Source organism: Streptomyces sp. ID05-39B (genome assembly GCF_033794725.1).
Lineage (GTDB): Bacteria > Actinomycetota > Actinomycetes > Streptomycetales > Streptomycetaceae > Streptomyces > Streptomyces bobili.
Genome location: NZ_JARGEF010000194.1, coordinates 1 through 15,903 on the forward strand (window position 1 = coordinate 1; position 15,903 = coordinate 15,903).

A 15,903-nucleotide genomic window follows, 5' to 3' on the forward strand; every position below is an offset into this window, starting at 1 on the left:
AGGGGAGGGAGGTCAGGGCTACTCCCGTCACCAGGAGGGCTGCCGCGCACCAGCGCAGGGCGCTTACCGGCTCGTTCAGGAAGGCGGCTGCCGAGGTCATGCCGAACACCGGGACGAGGAGCGAGAAGGGGGCCACGGTGGACGCGGGATGGCGGTGCAGCAGCCAACCCCAGGCGCCGAAGCCGAAGACCGTGGTGACCCAGGCGACGTAGACGACCGTACCGGCGCCCTGCCAGTCCAGTGCGCGCAGTGCGGCCAGGTCCCTGGACGGGCCCTCGGTCAGGAGGGAGAGGGCGAGGAGGGGGACGACGGGGATCGTGCTGACCCAGACCATGAAGTTCAGCGCGTCCGGCGGGGACGCCTTGCGGATGATGACGTTCGAGGCGCCCCAGCAGGCCGCCGCCGCGATGACCAGCGCGAAGGCGCCGAGCGGACCCGAGGCGCCCTCGTCCGCCGCGGCCACCCCGATGCCCGCGAGGGCCACCGCCATGCCCAGCAGGCGGACCGGGGTGGGGCGTTCGCCGAGGAACGCGAAGGCGATGCCCGCCGTGAACACCGACTGGATCTGGAGGACCAGGGAGGACAGCCCGGCCGGCATCCCCGCGTCCATGCCGACGAAGAGCAGCCCGAACTCGGCCACCCCCAGCACCAGTCCCACCGCCACGATCCACTTCCACGCCACCTTCGGGCGGCCGACGAGGAACACCGCGGGCAGGGCCGCCACCAGGAAGCGCAGGGCGGAGAAGAGGAGCGGCGGGAAGTGGCCGAGGCCGATCTCGATGACGGTGAAGTTCACTCCCCAGACGGCGGCGACGAGAACGGCGAGGAGGAGGTGGGCTGGTCGCATGCGTCGAGGATCACCTGCCCCGACCGTGAAGCACCAGCGATGATTGCTGCACGGTTCGATGTAGCAGAACTGATGAGAGGGAGGGACCCGTGCTCGATCTCCAGCGGCTGCGCGCCCTGCACGCCGTCGCCGTCCACGGCACCGTCGGGGCCGCCGCCACCGCGCTCGGCTACACCCCGTCCGCCGTCTCCCAGCAGATCGCCAAGCTGGAACGGGAGACCAGGACCGTCCTCCTCGAACGCGAGGGCCGCGGTGTCCGGCTGACCGACGACGCCCATCAACTCGTCGGCGCCGCACAGCAGTTGCTGGCGATCGTGGAGCGGGCGGAGACCGAGCTGGAGGAGCGCCGGGGAGTGCCGGCGGGACGGCTGAGCGTGGCCGCGTTCGGCTCGGCGGCCCGCGGCCTGATGCCCTCCGTCCTCGCCGAACTCGCCGACCGGCACCCCGCGCTGGACGCCCGCCTCACCGAGATCGACCCGCATCTGTCGGTGGGCCTCGTCGCCAAGGGGGCCGTGGACCTCGCCGTCGTCCACGACTGGGACATCGCCCCGCTGCCCGCCCCCGCGGGCGTCGAGCAGGCGGTCATCGGCGACGACCTGTGCGATCTGCTGGTCCCCGTCGGGCATCCCCTCGCGGGGCGGACGGGCGTACGGCGTGAGGAGCTGGGCGGCGAGCGGTGGATCTGTCAGCCGCCCGGCCGGGTCTGCCACGACTGGCTGGTCCGTACCCTCCGTGCGGCCGGGCACGAGCCGGACCTCGTCCACCAGGCCGAGGAGAACCCGACCCTCGTCGCCCTGGTCGCGGCCGGCCTCGGCGTCGGCCTCGTCCCCCGCCTCGGCCGGGGCCCCCTTCCCCCGGGCGCGGTCGAGGTCGCCCTCGACCCGATGCCGGTGCGCCGCCTGTACGCCCTGTGGCGCACCGGCGCCTCCCGCCGCCCGGCGATCGCGGAAGCGGTACGGGTACTGCGGGAGCACTGGCCGAGGGTGGCGACGGTCCACCGCGAGAGCCGGTAGACCCGCGGATCTCAGCGTCGGGCCAGCGCCAGCATGCTCAGGCCGAACATCAGGACGCCCAGGGGAAGATGGACCGAAGGAACGTGTGCGATGCCGAGCACGACCTGGACCGAGGCGAGGACGAGGAACCCCGACGCGTGCCAGACGGGCCGGACCGGGCCGCCGCCCGGCTTCCACGCCAGCACCGCCGCGAGCAGGTACAGCATCGACGCCCCGTACATCACACGGGCGCCGACATCGTGCAGCGTCGCTCCGTAGGACGAGGTCAGCAGCATCCCGGCGGAGACCGCCTGGAGGAAGATGGTCAGGGTCTGCAGGGCGATCGCGATCCGCAGGAACGAGGAGCCGCGCCGTACGTCCGCCCCAACCGTCGCCGTCATCTGAGTGGCCATGCCAGCCGTGTCAGCCATGTCACAGTCCTCTTTCCGCCCTCGGGCAGCAGATCGGTAAGGTCTCACCAGCCCGACGACGCGGGGCTGTGAAAGGTAAGGCGGGGGCGGCCACAGGCATGGGGACTGTCGGGGGCGGAACGGACGGGACAGTCGGCGAGCGACGCCAACTGATCAATGTCGCCTACCGGTTGCTCGGTTCGGTGACCGAGGCCGAGGACGCCGTGCAGGACGCCTACGCACGCTGGTACGGGCTGCCGCGAAGCCGGCGGGAGGAGATCCGGTCCCCCGGCGCCTGGCTGACGACGGTGACCGGCCGCATCTGTCTCGACCTGCTCGGCTCGGCGCGGGCCCGCCGCGAACGCTATGTCGGCGCCTGGCTGCCCGAGCCGCTGCCCGACCGCGCCGAGGGGGACCGTCCGGGCGGCGCCCACCCCGGCGGTGCCACCGGTCCGGCGGACCCCGCCGACCAGATCGTGCTGGACGAGTCGGTGACCATGGCCTTCCTCGTCGTTCTGGAGTCGATGACGCCCGCCGAGCGGGTGGCGTTCGTCCTGCACGACGTCTTCCGGTACCCGTTCGCCGAGATCGCCGACGTGCTGGGCCGGACGCCCGCCGCCTGCAAGCAGCTGGCGGCTTCCGCGCGGCGACGGGTGAGCCCCGCGGGCGCTCCGGTGACGGCGGCCGGCCGGACCGACGTGGTCAGGCACGTCAAGGAGGCGTGGGAGAGCAAGGACATCGCCGCCCTCGTCGGTCTCCTCGACCCGGCCGCCGTGATGACCGCCGACGGCGGCGGCATGGCCGGCACCGTCCTGCGCCCGGTGGAGGGTGGCGCGCGCATCGCCGAGTACATGGTCGCCATCGCCGACCGGGCTCCCGGGCTCGTGCTCCTGGAGCGGTCGGTCAACGGTGTGCCCGGCCTGGTGGCCGAGCGGGCCGGCGTCGTGATGACCGTGGCCGCGTTCGACATCCGCGACGGGCGCGTCACCCGCATCTGGGTCATCCGCAACCCGGAGAAGCTGCGGCCGTGGGCGCGGGAGGGCTAGAGGGGGTCGGCCGGAGGGCAAACCCCCCGGTGCCGCGCGCGTTCCCTTGACTGGCGGAAACTTCCGGATTACTGCTGGCGCGACGGAAGTTTCCTTCAGCGGATCACTGGATCACTGGATCACTGGATCACTCCTCGATCACCGGATCACTGGATCACCACCCGGAACCCCTCCGGAAGGAGCGCACGTGCCCTCCAGACGTACCGTCCTCGCCGCCGGCGCCGGCCTCACCACCGCCCTCGCCACCGCGTTCACCCTCGGCGGCACCGCCCACGCCGGCGCCGACCGCCGCCTGCGGGCGGTGATCTCGCGCATGACGCTGGAAGAGAAGGTCGGCCAGGTCTTCGTCACGCGGGTCTACGGTCATTCGGCGACCGCCCCCGACCAGGCCGACGCCGACGCGAACCTCGCCGAGCTCGGCGTGCGGACCGCCGCGGAACTGATCGCCCGGTACCGGGTGGGCGGCATCATCTACTTCACGTGGGCGCACAACACCCGCGACCCGCTCCAGATCGCCGACCTCTCCAACGGTCTGCAGCGGGCCTCGCTCGGACAGCCCCGCGGGCTGCCGGTGCTGGTCTCCACCGACCAGGAGCACGGCATCGTCGCGCGCGTCGGTGAGCCGGCCACGCTGTTCCCGGGGGCGATGGCGATCGGCGCCGGGGGGTCGCGGGCCGACGCCCGCACCCTCGGCCGGGTCGCGGGAGGGGAGCTGCGGGCGATGGGCGTCCGGCAGGACTACTCCCCCGTCGCCGACGTCAACGTCAACCCGGCCAACCCGGTCATCGGCGTCCGCTCGTTCGGCGCGGACCCCGAGGCGGTGGCGGAGCTGGCCGCGGCGGAGATCCGCGGCTACCGGGCGGCCGGGGTGGCGGCGACGGCCAAGCACTTCCCCGGGCACGGCGACACCGCCGTCGACAGCCACTACGGCTTCCCCGTCATCACGCACACGCGCGAGGTGTGGGAGGCGCTGGACGCGGTGCCGTTCCGGGCGGCGATCGCGGCCGGCGTCGACTCGATCATGACCGCGCACATCCTGGTCCCGGCCCTCGACGACTCGGGCGACCCGGCCACCCTGTCCCGGCCCGTCGTCACCGGCCTGTTGCGCGAGAAGCTCGGCTACGACGGGGTGGTGGTCACCGACGCGCTCGACATGGCGGGCGTACGGACGAAGTACGGCGACGACCGGGTGCCGGTGCTCGCGCTGAAGGCGGGCGTCGACCAGCTCCTCAACCCGCCGAAGCTGGACGTCGCCTGGAACGCCGTGCTGCGGGCCGTACGGGACGGGGAGCTGACGGAGGCGCGGCTGGAGGAATCGGTCCTGCGGATCCTGCGGCTGAAGGACCGTCTTGGGCTGCTCGCCGACCCCTACGTCAGCCGGGACCGGGTCGGGCGGACGGTCGGCACGAAGGCGCACCTGGCGACCGCCGACGGGATCGCCGAGCGGACGACGACCCTGCTGGTCAACGAGGGGTCCCTGCTGCCGCTGTCGCCGCTTGCGCACCGGCGGCTGCTGGTGGTGGGCGCCGACCCGGCCTCCCCCTCCGGTACTACGGGTCCGCCCACCGGCGTCCTGGCCGCCGCGCTCACCGAGCTGGGGTTCGCGGCGACGGCCCTGTCCACGGGTACGGCCCCGTCCGCGGAGACGATCGCCCGCGCGGTGACGGCGGCGGGCGAGGCGGACGCGGTGGTGGTGGGGACCTACAACGTCTCCGCGACGAGTCCGCAGAAGACCCTCGTCGGGCAACTGCTCGCGACGGGGCGGCCGGTGGTCGCGGTGGCGGTCCGCAATCCGTACGACGTGGCCCAGTTGCCGTCCGTGAAGGCGTACTTGGCGTCCTACTCCTGGACGGACGTCGAGCTGCGGGCCGCGGCCCGGGTCATCGCGGGCGCCGTGGAGCCGCAGGGCAGGCTGCCGGTGCCGTTGCAGCGTCCGGACGATCCGGCGAGCGTGCTGTACCCGATCGGGCACGGCCTCACCTACTGAGGCCGGTGCCGGAACCACACGGCACGACGGCCGGCCGGCGGAGCGCCGGCCGGCCGTCGTGGGCGGGCTGAACAGGGACTACGGGCGCAGCGCGGGCTCGCGCTCCACGTCCCGGACGTCCAGCTTCGCGTCGAACTTCGCCAGCGGCCTGGCCGCGGCGGCGTTCTCCTGGACGGCGGCCGGGGCGACGCCCGCCCAGTCCAGGATGCGGGCCGTGGCGAGGGCCTTCTCGTCGGCGACGAGGCCGGCCACGTTGGCACCGTGGTTCAGGCCGGGCGCGGTGAAGACGTAGGAGTCCTTGGCGCCCTTGCCGAGGCGGAACGGCTCGGCGCCCCACGGGTCGTTCTGTCCGTAGACGAACAGCATGTGGCGGGCGTTGTGCTTCACCCACGTGTCGACGTCACGCATCGCCCACGGCTGGAACTTCATGGAGATGTCCCGCGGGACGAAATTGCGCGGCGGCTGGTAGCCGTAGCGGACGTACTTCTTCTCGATGTGCGGGAAGTGGATGGTGGGCGCGCCGAGCTGGGTGCCCGCCTGGTAGTAGTACGGGGTGTACGGGGACAGTCCCTGGTCGGTGTAGAAGGAGAACCCGGAGATCGTGTCGATCGAGGTCCAGATCTCGTCGTCGGTCGCGTTCTTCGCGTCGGCGGGGATCGAGTCGCAGTCGGACACCAGGCTGTACTGCCAGAAGCCCCAGACGTAGTCGAGGACGACGGCCTCGTAGGCGCGGTCCAGGCTGCCGACGGTGGTGAAGGTGTAACCGTTTTCGGCGGCGTACGCCTCGTACTTCTTCTCCAGCGGCTCGCGGCGCACCAGCGCCTCGCGCTGCACGGCGTTCAGGCGGGCGCGGCACTCCTTGGTGCCGACGTTCGCGAAGAAGCGGTCGTAGGCCGAATCCTCGTTGTTCACCACGTCGTTGGGGGCGACGTAGGCGACGACGCCGTCCATGTCGCGCGGGTAGAAACGCTCGTAGTAGGTGGCCGTCATGCCGCCCTTGGAGCCGCCCGTGGAGATCCAGTTCTCGGGGTAGACCGCCTTCAGCGCCGTGAAGATGCGGTGCTGGTCGCTCGCGGCCTGCCAGATGTCCAGCTTGGACCAGTCGGCGGGGTCGGGGCGGGACGGCGTGAAGAAGCGGTACTCCATGGAGACCTGGTTGCCGTCCACGATCTGGGTGGGCTCACGGCGGCTCGGGGTCGTGGAGACGTTGTAGCCGCCGGTGTAGAAGACCGTCGGGCGGCTGACGTCCTTGTGCAGCACGGTGATCCGCTGCTCGAACGTGCCCTTGGAGGGGTGCCGGTGGTCCACCGGCTGGGTGTAGTTCAGGACGAAGTAGCGGTAGCCGGGGTACGGCTTCTCCTGGACCAGGCTCATGCCGGGTACGGAGAGAAGCCGGTCTTTGATGTCCGCGGCTTCCGGCTGGGCGGCGGTGGCCGCTCCGGCCGTGGTCAGCGTGCCGATGAGCACGGTGAACGCCAGCAGCCATCTGAGCGCCTTGCGCATGCGCGTGCACCCTCCCTGTGAGACAGATGTGCGCCGGAAGCTATCGGAGCAACACCCGTCACACCAGAGGGGTTTGGCAAATGGGCCGAATGTCGGGGCCTGATCAGGGGAGTTGGCGCAGGCCGGCCGGGCCGGGACTCAGCACAGGATCCAGCCGGAGGCGTACCTGCCGCTGCCCACGGAGCCCGACACCCGCACACAGCGGTGACCGGCGTAGACCTCGACCGGCGGCGAACTGCGCACGTGTTTGCGTGACTTGCGGACGGCCACGTGGCCGCGCGCCTGCACACTCACCGAGACGACCCGCTTCGTGCCGGGGTGCTTCTGGATGGTCACGGCGCACACCCGGCCGCCGTTCTTGTACACGAAGACGGAGCCGGTGGAGAAGGGCAGCATCCGCACCTGGCGGCCCGTGCAGGAGGAGGGCGCGGCCTGGGCGCTGCCCGGTGCCGCCACCGCGAGCAGTACGGACGCGGTCAGCACGGCCAGCCCCGCCCCCAGCCGTCGGCGTATCGCACCACTGTCCACGGTCTTCGACCCCTCCCACAGATGCCGTACGCGGGACCGTACGGATGGGCGTACAGGTGTACGGACGCACGGCAGGTGTCGGATGGTTGCGACGACCGTCAGCGGGACGCGCCGACCGGCTCCTCCGGCTCGGCCGCCCCGACGAACGCCCGCCACAGCGCGGCGTAACGCCCCCCGCGTGCGAGAAGTTCGTCGTGCGTGCCGTCCTCGGCGACCCGGCCGCCGTCCATGACGACGACCCGGTCCGCACGGGCGGCGGTGGTCAGCCGGTGGGCGACCACCAGCGTCGTACGGCGGCCCGCGATGCGGTCGGTGGCCTGGTTGACGAGGGCCTCCGTGGCCAGGTCCAGGGCGGCCGTCGCCTCGTCGAGGAGCAGGACGTCGGGGTCGACCAGTTCGGCGCGGGCCAGCGCGATGAGCTGGCGCTGACCTGCGGAGAGGTTGCGGCCGCGCTCGGCGACCTCGTGGAGGTAGCCGCCGTCCAGCGTGGCGATCATCTCGTGCGCGCCGACCGCCCGCGCCGCCGCCTCCACCTCGGCGTCGCCGGCGTCCGGACGGCCGTAGGCGATGGCGTCGCGGACCGTGCCGGGGAAGAGGTACGCCTCCTGCGGGACGACGCCCAGCCGGTGGCGGTACGCGGTGAGGTCGAGGGTGCGCAGATCGGTGCCGTCGACCAGCACCCGGCCGCCGGTGGGGTCGTAGAACCGGGCCACCAGCTTCACCAGGGTCGACTTGCCGGCGCCGGTCTCACCGACGAACGCGACGGTCTGCCCCGCGGGGATGCTCAACTCGATCCCGGTGAGGGCCTCTTCGTCCTTGCCGTAGGTGAAGTGCACGTCCTCGAAGGTGATCTCGCCGCGCAGCGAGGGGACGCCCTGGGGTTCCTTGGCGGTCTTGGTGGAGGCGGGCTCCTGGAGGAGTTCCTGGATGCGGCCCAGCGAGACCGTGGCCTGCTGGTAGCCGTCGAAGACCTGGGAGAGCTGCTGGACGGGCGCGAAGAACAGGTCGATGTAGAGCAGGTAGGCGACCAGCGCGCCGGTCGTCAGTGTCGCCGCGTCCACCCGGCCCGCGCCCGCGATCAGGACGGCCGCGGCGGCGACCGAGGACAGCAGCTGGACGAAGGGGAAGTAGACCGAGATGAGCCACTGGCCGCGGATGCGGGCCTGCCGGTAGCTGTCGCTGCGCTCGGCGAACCTCTCCCCGCCGTCCCGCTCGCGCCCGAAGGCCTGCACGATGCGCAGTCCGGCCACCGACTCCTGGAGGTCGGCGTTGACCGCCGACACCCGCTCACGGGCCAGTTCGTACGCCTTCACGCTGGCCCGGCGGAAGAAGAACGTGGCGATGATCAGCGGCGGCAGGGTGGCGAAGACGACCAGGGCCAGCTGCACGTCCAGCACCAGCAGGGCGGCCATGATGCCGAAGAAGGTGACGACCGAGACGAACGCGGTGACCAGGCCGGTCTGCAGGAACGTCGACAGCGCGTCGACGTCCGTCGTCATCCGCGTCATGATCCGGCCGGTCAGCTCCCGCTCGTAGTAGTCGAGGCCGAGCCGCTGGAGCTGGGCGAAGATCTTCAGGCGCAGCGCGTACAGGACCCGCTCGCCCGTGCGGCCGGTCATCCGGATCTCGCCGGTCTGCGCGACCCACTGGACGGCGACGGCGAGCAGCGCCAGCAGGGACGCGGTCCAGACGGCGCCGATGGCCATCCGGGTGACACCGTCGTCGATGCCGTGCCGGATCATCACCGGCAGGAGCAGGCCCATGCCGGCGTCCACGGCGACGAGGCCGAGGCTGATCAGCAGCGGCGCCCCGAAGCCGCGCAGCAGCCGGCGCAGGCCGTAGGAGTCCTCGGCGGCGACCGCGCGAGCCTCGTCGACGTCGGGGACGTCGGTCGCCGGGGGCAGCGCCTCCACCTGGGCGAGCAGCTCGGGGGTGGCGGGCGTACCGGCGAGCGCGGTGTCCTTCGGCTCGCGGTCGCCGGTCCACAGCCGGGGCGTGACCCCGCGCTCGGCGTCGAACTCGGCGTCCAGCTCGTCACTCCCCCACTCTCGGATGAACTCGAGCGGGGGGACCCCCGTCGAGGTGTCCTCGCAGGGCTCCTCGGGGCGGGTGTGGCCGGGCGAGACGCCACCCAGCTCGTCCGGGTCGGTGAGCAGGCGGCGGTACAGGGCCGAGCGTTCCTGGAGTTCCTCGTGGGTGCCGAGGTCGGCGAGGCGGCCGGCGTCGAGGACGGCGATGCGGTCGGCGAGGTGGAGGGTGGAGCGGCGGTGCGCGATGAGGAGGGTGGTGCGGCCCTCCATGACGTGCCTGAGGGCCTCGTGGATCTCGTGCTCGACGCGCGCGTCGACGGCGGAGGTGGCGTCGTCGAGGACCAGCAGCCGTGGGTCGGTGAGGATCGCGCGGGCGAGGGCCACGCGCTGGCGCTGGCCGCCGGAGAGGGTGAGGCCGTGCTCGCCGACCTTGGTGGCGTAGCCCTCGGGCAGCTCGGCGATGAACCGGTCGGCCTGTGCGGCGCGGGCGGCGGCCTCGATCTCCTCGTCGGTGGCGCCCGGACGGCCGTACGCGATGTTGCTGCGGACCGTGTCCGAGAAGAGGAAGGAGTCCTCCGGCACCAGGCCGATCGCGGCCCGCAGCGATTCCTGGGTCAGCTCACGGACGTCGTGGCCGCCGATGAGGACGGCGCCGCGGGTGACGTCGTAGAAGCGGGGCAGCAGGAGGGAGACCGTGGACTTGCCGGAGCCGGAAGAGCCGACGACGGCGAGGGTCTCGCCGGGGCGGATCTCGAAGCTCAGCCCGTCCAGGACGGGGCGGCCGTCCGCGTAGCCGAAGGACACGTCGTCGAACTCGACGGACGCCGGCGCGTCGGCGGGCAGCTCCTTGGTGCCGTCCTTGATCGACGGCTCGGTGTCGATCAGCTCCAGGACGCGTTCGGTGCCGGCGCGGGCCTGCTGGGCGACCGTGAGGACCATGGCGAGCATGCGGACCGGGCCGACGAGCTGCGCCAGGTAGGTGGAGAAGGCGACAAAGGTGCCGAGGGTGATGTGCCCGTGCACGGCGAGCCAGCCGCCCAGCGCGAGCATCGCGACCTGGCCGAGCGCGGGGACCGACTGGAGCGCGGGGGTGTAGCGCGAGTTGAAGCGGATGGTGCGCATCCGGCCCGCGAAGAGACGGCGGCCGACCTCGCGGAGCTTTCCGGTCTCCTGGTCCTCCTGCCCGAAGCCCTTCACCACGCGTACGCCGCTGACGGCGCCGTCGACCACACCCGCGACGGCCGCGGCCTGCGCCTGCGCGTACCAGGTGGCGGGGTGCAGTCTGCTGCGGCTGCGTTTCGCGATCACCCACAGGGCGGGAGCGACGGCCAGCGCGACAAGGGTGAGCGGCGGCGACAGCCAGGCCATGATCCCCAGGGAGATCAGGAAGAGCAGGATGTTCCCGATGGTCATCGGGAGCATGAAGAGCAGGCCCTGGATGAGCTGGAGGTCGCTGGTGGCCCGGCCGACGACCTGTCCGGTGGACAGCTCGTCCTGCCGGCGGCCGTCGAGCCGGGTGATCGTCCCGTACATCTCGGTCCGCAGGTCGTGCTGGACGTCGAGGGCGAGACGGCCGCCGTAGTAGCGGCGGACGTAGGTGAGGGCGTAGACGATCAGGGCCGCGCCGATCAGGGCGCCCGCCCAGGGGGCCATGTCCCGGGTGTGGCCGACGACCACGTCGTCGATGATGACCTTGGTGATCAGCGGGACCAGTGCCATGACGGCCATGCCGCCGAGGGAGGAACCGAGGGCGAGGACGACGTCCGTCGGATGGCGCCACGCGTAGCTCGCCAGTCGCCGTGCCCATCCCCGTTGCGCAGCCACGCCGGTGCCTTCCGTTCGACCTGATCCATCTGATCCATCTGATCGGCCTGATCGGCCTGATCGGCCTGATCTTCCAGAAGGCACCAACGTGACACGAACGGGATTTCATCCCTCCGCAACAAATCGGGGAGATTCAGGCGGTGGATCAGACGCGTACGCGCAGGAAGGAGAACCGGGTCGTACGCACCGCGTTCTGCTTGTCGTCACTGACCAGCGAGACGTTCAGCGTGCTCCTGCTCCGGCCCGTGATCACCATGCCCTCGATGGTGCCGAGGGGCGGGTTCGACTGAGGCTGCTTCGCCGTCGCTCCCCGTGACGGGCAGCTCACGAGGTCGGTGATGAGGGTCTTGCCGATCGGGCGTACGCCGTCCTGACCGGTCAGGTTCTCGACGCGGCTGGTGTCCGTGGCTGTTCTGCTGGGCTCTGCTGGGCGTTCGCGGGGCCGGCGGCGGCCAGGCTGGTGGCCACCGCCAGGCCGGCGGTGAAGGTGGCGAGTACGGTTCGCAGGCGCATGGGTCACGGTAGGGCGGCCGGGTGTCGTCGTAGGGCGGGCGGATGACGGTCGGTGGGACAGTCCGTCAAGGGTGCCGGTCCGAGCCGGTCTGAGCCGGTCCGAGCTGGTCTGAGCCGGTCCGAGCCGGTCTGAGCCGGTCCGAGCCGGTCCGATGCCGCTCAGGAGGCGGCGAGGTCCCGGTGGATGACCTTGGCGACGCCCTGGATGGTGTTGATGCCGTAGCTCATCGTGCTGTTGCCGTGGGTGAGGACGGTAATGGCGTAGTCGTGGCCGCCACCCTTGAACGTGCCGACGCTGTGCACCCGCCAGCCGTGGGTGGCGCGCGACAGCCAGCCGTTCTTGACGTGCCAGCTGACCCCTGCGGGCCGCCCGTACGGGGTGCCCCAGCGCTGCGACGAGACGACCCCCGCCATCAGCTTGTTGACGTAGGCGCGCGAGGTGTCGGTGAGGACGGCGTTCCTGGCCGTGAGGAGTTTGAGCAGCTTCTGCTCGTCGGTGACGGTGATCTGGGTCAGCCCCCAGTAACCGTTCGCGCCCGGCTTGGTCTGCGTCATCTTGGCCGCCGTGAGGAAGGCCCTGATCTTCGTGATGCCGAGCTGCCTCCACAGGGTGGTGGTGGAGGCGTTGTCCGACTTGGTGATCATCGCCGTGGCGAGGGACTTCTCCCGCGTGGTCAGGGCCCTGCGGTGCTTCTGCGCGTCCCACAACAGGGCGGAGAGAACGGTGACCTTGACGACGCTGGCCGAGTCGTAGGCGGTCGACGCGCGCAGTGTGCAGGTGGTGTTGGTGGTGCGGTCGTAGAGACCGACGGCCACCGTGCCCTTGCGGGTGGCGAGGGCCGCGGTGATGTCCTTCTTCAGCTTGGCGGCGAGACCTGCCTTGGCCGACGTACAGCTGACCGTCGGGGCGGCGGCCGCCGCGGGGGTCGCGGCGCCCACGCCCGTGATGAGGATGCCGGCGCCCAGGGTGGTGGCGACGAGGCCTCTCGTCCGTCTGAAAGTCCTGTGAGTCATGCCACGTTGACTCGCACACGCGGCCGATAGTTGTACTCACGTTCCATGAACCGGATTCGTCAGGCCCGGGTACGGCGGGTAGGGATGCAGCATGCCGACCGAGACACCGAACGGGCATTTCGCCGCTGGGCAGTTGCGCGCCGCACTGTGGGTGATGCAGTACCTGGCAACGTCCGAAGGACAGCCGCCCGAGGGGGACGCGTTCCGCGGGAAGAAGGTGCCCGCCAAGCTTCTGGCTGCCGGCCTGGGCTCCCTGATGAGGAACTTCCTGCTCACCAGACGCCGGGGAGGAAACCGCTGGAAAGCGGCCGTCGAGGTGTTCCACGAGATACCGGACTTCCTTCAGACGGAGTTGCCAGGAACCACGATGGGGTCCGGTGAGGAAAGGGCCTTCGTAGCCGGTTACGAGAAGCAACTGTCCGCCTACCGGGAGAAGTTCGGAGCGCTAGCGGGATGACGGGGAGCGTGCGGCTGATGGAGGAGGGGGGTGATGGGCGAGGAGGGATGGGCGAGGAAAGGGTGATGGGCGAGGGGGTGACGTAGAGGGCGGCTGATCGACGAGGGCCGCTGATCGACGACGGCCGCTGATGGACGAGGGCCGCTGAGGCGTCACGTCGGGCTCCGGGCCAGGTCCCGCTCGTGGTGCGGCGTGTGGTCGTGCCGGGGCAGCAGGAAGGGGGTGACCAGCATGAGGAGACCGGCGGCGGCGATCGCGACGCGGGGGCCGGTGATGCCGGCCAGCAGGCCCCACAGCCCGGTCATGACCGCGACGGTCGCCTTGCTGGTGACCGACCACGCCGAGAGGGTGCGGGCGACCCGGTCCGTGGCCGTCCGGTCGAGCCGGTAGGCGGCGAACACCGGGTTGAAGACGCCCATGCAGGTGATCAGCCCGAACTCGACCACGATGACGAGCACGAGCCCGGCCACGCCGGGGCGGACGAAGGCCGGCCCGAGCGACCAGCACGCGCGCAGGGTGCCGGCGGTGAGCATGACCCTGTGCCGGCCGAAGCGTGCGACGAGCCGGGGGGCCAGCCGTGAGCCGATGATGCCGCCGACGCAGGGCAGGCCGAACGCGAGGCCGTACTGCCAGGGGGCGAACCCCAGGTCGGCGAGCATGAGGACGGCCAGCAGCGGTGAGGTCGCCATGATCAGGCCGCTGACCAGAACCGTGTTGAGGAAGAGCGGGCGCAGGGCCGGGTGGGCCAGGATGTACCGCCACCCTTCGAACAGTCCACCGAACCGGAGCCGTACCTCCTTGGTACGGGCGCGCACGGGGTGCGCCTCGCTGCCGCCCACCGCATCCGTACCGGCGCGTGCCGGACACGGCTCGCTCCCGCCGGTCACACTCGTACCCGTGCGAGCCGGGTGCGGCTCGCTGCCGCCGGTCACCTTCGTACCGGCGTGCACAGGATGCGGCTCCTGCCCGCCGATCGCGCGGATCCCCGCGGCCGAGAGCAGATAGCTGACCGCGTCGGTCACCACCGTCAGCACCGGGCCGAAGAACCCGATCGCGGCGGTGCCGACGGGCGGTCCGAGCACGGTGGCCGTCCAGTTCGTGGACTCGAACCGGCCGCTCGCGACGACCAGGTCCTCCGGCCGCACGATCGCCTTCAGATAAGCGCCGCCGGCCGCGTTGAAGGCGATGTCGGCCGCACCGACGACGACGGACACCACCAGGAGCTGGACGAAGCCGAGCAGGCCGAGTGCGTAGGCGGCGGGGACGCTCATCAGTGCCACGAACCGGGTCAGATCCATCGCGATCATCACGGGCCGTTTGCGGTGAAACTCCACCCACGGGCCGAGCGGTACCGCCACCACGGCCCCCACCGCCAGCCCAGTCGCCGCCAGCACCGACACCTCGGCCGGCCCGGCGTGCAGCACGAGGATGGCGATCAGGGCGAAGGCGTCGAACGCGAGCCGCGTGCCGAACGTACTGACCGCGTACGCCGCCCACAGCCACCCGAACCGCCGGCCCAGCCGTCTCCTGGCCACCACGATCAGCACACCCCCGATGTCCCACCCGAACAAACCGACGTTGACCGCTGAGAGCAAATCCGGCGACGGAGCACCAGGTCAAACAACCAATGCGCCGAGCAGCCACAACCAGGCGTTGTGCACTAGGGTGCGTCGGCGTGGACCTCGACACCGCCAGGACCTTCGTCGCCGTCGCCGACGCGGGACAGTTCCAGGAAGCCGCCGCCGAACTGGCGGTCACCCAGCAGGCGGTCTCCAAGCGCATCGCCGCGCTGGAACGCGAGCTGGGCGTGCGGCTGTTCACCCGCACCGCACGCGGCGCCGAACTCACCATCGACGGGCAGGCGTTCCTGCCCCACGCGCGCGAGTTGCTGCGTGTCGCCGAGCGCGCGGTCGCGTCCGTACGCACCGGCAGCCGTCCGCTGCGCGTCGACGTGCTCGCCTCGCGCAGCGCGGCGTCGGGCCTGATGCGCGGTTTCCACCGCGCGCACCCCGGGATCGAGCTGGACGTGGTGTGGCTGTTCGACATCGAGACGGCCGTCGCCGCCATCCGGTCCGGTGCGATCGACGCGTCCTTCCGCGCCGTCGCCGTGCCCGGCAGGCCCCTTCCCGCGGACATCGAGTCCGTCCGGGTGCTCGACGAGCCGCTCCAGCTCCTCACCGGCCCCGCCCACGCGCTGGCGGGCGCCCGCTCGGTGACCGCCGCCCAACTCGCCGGGCACCGGATCTGGATGCCCGGCATCGTCCCCGGCACCGAGTGGGCCGCCTACTACAACGACCTCGTCGCCGAGTTCGGCCTCACCATCGAGGCGACCGGTCCGAACTTCGGCTCCGACGCGCTCCTGGACACCGTGGCCGACACCCCGGCCCTGGCCACCTTCATGGGCGAGCACACCCGCCTCGTCTGGCCCGCCGGCCACGACCTGCGGCGCATCCCGGTGACCGACCCGACGCCCGTCTACCCGCACTCGCTGATCTGGCGCCGCGACAACCCGCATCCCGCGCTCACCGCACTGCGCACCCACCTCGACTCCGCACAGCCCGACCGCCCCGGCAGCAACGTCTGGACACCCTCGTGGACGCCGGCATGGACCCAGCGGTAAGCAGCAGGGCGCCGGCCGTCGAAAGCGCCCTCCCGCCCACTCACAGACCAGACCCAGGCTGACCACAGCTCGCGCTCATCGGCCGTCTGCACGGTGCAGTGGTGACCTCTGCCACCGATCCCCTCCCCCACC

12 protein-coding genes and 1 pseudogene are annotated in these 15,903 nt (G+C 71.6%); 5 read left to right on the plus strand and 8 right to left on the minus strand.

The window, feature by feature from the left end:
• On the minus strand, positions 1-847 hold an 847-nt coding region (locus P1P75_RS30820; protein WP_319261660.1), incomplete at its 3' end, for an EamA family transporter.
• A gap of 89 nt (positions 848-936) precedes the next feature.
• On the opposite strand from P1P75_RS30820, the gene P1P75_RS30825 reads away from it, so the two are divergent.
• Positions 937-1,860, plus strand: a complete 924-nt coding sequence (locus P1P75_RS30825) for a LysR family transcriptional regulator (RefSeq protein ID WP_319261662.1) — start codon at positions 937-939, stop codon at positions 1,858-1,860.
• 11 nt (positions 1,861-1,871) lie between these two features.
• On the opposite strand, the gene P1P75_RS30830 is transcribed toward P1P75_RS30825, so the two are convergent.
• Complete coding sequence (locus P1P75_RS30830; protein WP_319261687.1) at positions 1,872-2,252, minus strand: hypothetical protein; 381 nt, start codon at positions 2,250-2,252, stop codon at positions 1,872-1,874.
• A gap of 116 nt (positions 2,253-2,368) precedes the next feature.
• On the opposite strand from P1P75_RS30830, the gene sigJ reads away from it, so the two are divergent.
• Both sigJ and P1P75_RS30840 read left to right on the plus strand, forming a co-directional pair.
• Positions 2,369-3,295: an RNA polymerase sigma factor SigJ gene (gene sigJ, locus P1P75_RS30835; protein ID WP_319261665.1), complete on the plus strand. Its 927-nt coding sequence runs from the start codon at positions 2,369-2,371 to the stop codon at positions 3,293-3,295.
• A 187-nt stretch (positions 3,296-3,482) separates the two neighbouring features.
• Positions 3,483-5,282 carry a glycoside hydrolase family 3 protein gene (locus tag P1P75_RS30840; protein ID WP_319261668.1) on the plus strand — a complete coding sequence of 600 codons (1,800 nt, stop codon included), beginning with the start codon at positions 3,483-3,485 and terminating at the stop codon, positions 5,280-5,282.
• 78 nt (positions 5,283-5,360) lie between these two features.
• Here P1P75_RS30840 and P1P75_RS30845 read toward each other — a convergent pair whose 3' ends face one another.
• From P1P75_RS30845 to P1P75_RS30865, 5 genes and pseudogenes are all read right to left on the minus strand, one after another.
• Positions 5,361-6,785, minus strand: a complete 1,425-nt coding sequence (locus tag P1P75_RS30845; protein WP_319261671.1) for a S28 family serine protease — start codon at positions 6,783-6,785, stop codon at positions 5,361-5,363.
• 138 nt (positions 6,786-6,923) lie between these two features.
• Positions 6,924-7,313: a hypothetical protein gene (locus tag P1P75_RS30850; RefSeq protein WP_319261673.1), complete on the minus strand. Its 390-nt coding sequence runs from the start codon at positions 7,311-7,313 to the stop codon at positions 6,924-6,926.
• A 98-nt stretch (positions 7,314-7,411) separates the two neighbouring features.
• Complete coding sequence (locus P1P75_RS30855) at positions 7,412-11,167, minus strand: ABC transporter ATP-binding protein (RefSeq protein WP_319261676.1); 3,756 nt, start codon at positions 11,165-11,167, stop codon at positions 7,412-7,414.
• A 145-nt stretch (positions 11,168-11,312) separates the two neighbouring features.
• Positions 11,313-11,594: pseudogene (locus P1P75_RS30860) on the minus strand (esterase-like activity of phytase family protein); the annotation flags it as partial.
• Positions 11,595-11,839: 245 nt separating this feature from the next.
• Positions 11,840-12,694, minus strand: coding sequence for a serine hydrolase (locus tag P1P75_RS30865; RefSeq protein WP_319261678.1), 855 nt, complete (start codon positions 12,692-12,694; stop codon positions 11,840-11,842).
• 91 nt (positions 12,695-12,785) lie between these two features.
• Here P1P75_RS30865 and P1P75_RS30870 point away from each other — a divergent pair, with 91 nt between their 5' ends.
• Complete coding sequence (locus P1P75_RS30870) at positions 12,786-13,151, plus strand: hypothetical protein (protein ID WP_319261681.1); 366 nt, start codon at positions 12,786-12,788, stop codon at positions 13,149-13,151.
• 152 nt (positions 13,152-13,303) lie between these two features.
• Here the strand turns inward: P1P75_RS30870 and P1P75_RS30875 are convergent, their stop codons facing one another.
• A complete protein-coding gene (locus tag P1P75_RS30875; RefSeq protein WP_319261690.1) occupies positions 13,304-14,689 on the minus strand; it encodes an MFS transporter in 1,386 nt (461 codons plus the stop codon).
• Positions 14,690-14,826: 137 nt separating this feature from the next.
• On the opposite strand from P1P75_RS30875, the gene P1P75_RS30880 reads away from it, so the two are divergent.
• The gene (locus P1P75_RS30880) at positions 14,827-15,771 is read left to right on the plus strand and encodes a LysR family transcriptional regulator (protein WP_319261684.1); all 945 of its coding nucleotides are present in this window, start codon (positions 14,827-14,829) and stop codon (positions 15,769-15,771) included.
• Positions 15,772-15,903: the final 132 nt, after the last annotated feature.

Excerpts from the sequence above, each read along its gene's own strand:
- P1P75_RS30830 (WP_319261687.1), bottom strand. The coding sequence starts at position 2,252 with ATGGCCACTCAGATGACGGCGACGGTTGGGGCGGACGTACGGCGCGGC.
- sigJ (WP_319261665.1), top strand. The coding sequence starts at position 2,369 with ATGGGGACTGTCGGGGGCGGAACGGACGGGACAGTCGGCGAGCGACGC.
- P1P75_RS30845 (WP_319261671.1), bottom strand. The coding sequence starts at position 6,785 with ATGCGCAAGGCGCTCAGATGGCTGCTGGCGTTCACCGTGCTCATCGGC.
- P1P75_RS30865 (WP_319261678.1), bottom strand. The coding sequence starts at position 12,694 with ATGACTCACAGGACTTTCAGACGGACGAGAGGCCTCGTCGCCACCACC.
- P1P75_RS30870 (WP_319261681.1), top strand. The coding sequence starts at position 12,786 with ATGCCGACCGAGACACCGAACGGGCATTTCGCCGCTGGGCAGTTGCGC.